The organism is Hymenobacter sp. UYAg731, from assembly GCF_054061335.1.
Genome location: NZ_JBSSEC010000017.1, coordinates 1 through 1598, shown reverse-complemented (window position 1 = coordinate 1598; position 1598 = coordinate 1). Strand labels below are relative to the sequence as shown.

Annotated in this window: 1 protein-coding gene; it reads left to right on the top strand. The window is 65.8% G+C overall.

The features are described 5' to 3' along the window. Positions 1–35: 35 nt before the first annotated feature. The gene (locus tag ACVWYF_RS22815) at positions 36–1577 is read left to right on the top strand and encodes an IS1182 family transposase (protein WP_457072499.1); all 1542 of its coding nucleotides are present in this window, start codon (positions 36–38) and stop codon (positions 1575–1577) included. Positions 1578–1598: the final 21 nt, after the last annotated feature.

Here is a 1598-nt window from a genome sequence, read left to right as displayed (position 1 = left end):
GTGGCTGTTGCAGAACCCGGGGTCGTAGAAGGGAGATGCAAGGCAAAAAGCTATTTCTCGACAAAGAAGTGACTCGTTTTCGGCTTTCCGAACGCGTGCCACCGCATAACCTCTACCGCCGGCTGGCCGAGTGGGTCGACTGGACGTTTCTCTACGACGAGACCCGGGCGCTTTATAGCCACACGGGCCAGCCCTCGTTGGACCCGGTCGTGTTTTTCAAGCTCGTGCTGGTGGGCCGCTTGGAAAACCTGGTCAGCGACCGCCGCCTGGTCGAGCACTGCGCCCTGCGGCTCGACATCCTCTTGTTTTTAGGCTACGAGGTGGACGAAGAGTTGCCCTGGCACTCGACCATCAGCCGCACCCGCCAGCTGTTTCCGACGACGGTCTTCCAGCGCCTGTTCGACCACGTCTTCGCCCAGTGCGTGGCCCGGGGCCTGGTGGCCGGCGACACGCAGGCCGTCGACTCGGCGCCGGTCAAGGCCAACGCGTCGCTGGAGGCGGTGCTCGAAAAGCGGCCGACAGGCACCCACAGCCCATTTTTGGCCATGGGTGAGCCACGCCAGCCGGCTGCTGCGGGGCCCGCCCTGACGGCCCCGGCGCACCAGCTTCGCAACTTAGCCGCGCACCAGGCCCGGCTCGTCGCCCACTCCAGCGTGCCTGGCGCCCAGCACCCCAAAGCCCGCCTGCTCAGCAACAAGACGCATTACAGCCCCGCCGACCCCGACGCGCGCATTTCCGTCAAGCCCGGCAAAGCCCGCGCGTTCAACCACCTCTGCAGCTTGGCCGTGGACACCGCGAAGGGCGTCATCAGCCACGTGCAGGCCGATTTTGCGGACAGCCGTGACAGCCTGCACCTGCCCCGGCTGCTCACCGGCCTGCAACAACGCTTGCGAAAAAACGACCTGCGCCTGCGCGATTTGCTGGCCGATGCCGGCTACGCCAACGGCCCCAATTACGCCCGGCTCGAAGCCGCGCACATCACGGCTTGGATTCCGGTTGTTGGACCGTACAAAGCCGACCTGCCGGGCTTTACCTACGACCCGCGCACCGACGCCTACACGTGCGGGGAAGGCCAGGCGCTGCCCTTCCAGAAGTACGACAACAACCAGGACGGGACCTGGCACAAGATTTACTGGGCCGCCTGCCACGTATGCCAGCAGTGCCCGCGCAAGCCGCTGTGTGCCCCACGGGCCAAGCGCAAGCAGATTAACCGCACGATTTACGACGCGGCCTACCGCCGCGCTTGGCAGCGCCAACAGAGTCGCCGGGGCCAGCGCATGCGCCGGGTCCGCCAGGGCACGGTCGAGCCCGTGTTCGGGAACCTGATTCACCATTACGGCCTGCGCCGAGTGAACGTGCGCGGCCACGCGGGCGCCCACAAAACCATGCTGCTCGCCGCCGTGGCCTACAACCTCAAAAAGCTGCTCAAGCACCGGCCCCAACAGCAACGGAGCCTAGCGGTGGCCTTGCCGAAGCCGCTTCTGGCGGCCACTGGGGGCGCTTGGCGGCGAAACAGGCGCCCCAAAGCGCCCGTTTGGGCAATCGCAAAGTCGCTACCTAAAAACGCAACCGCTTAACCCGAGTTCTGCAACAGCCAC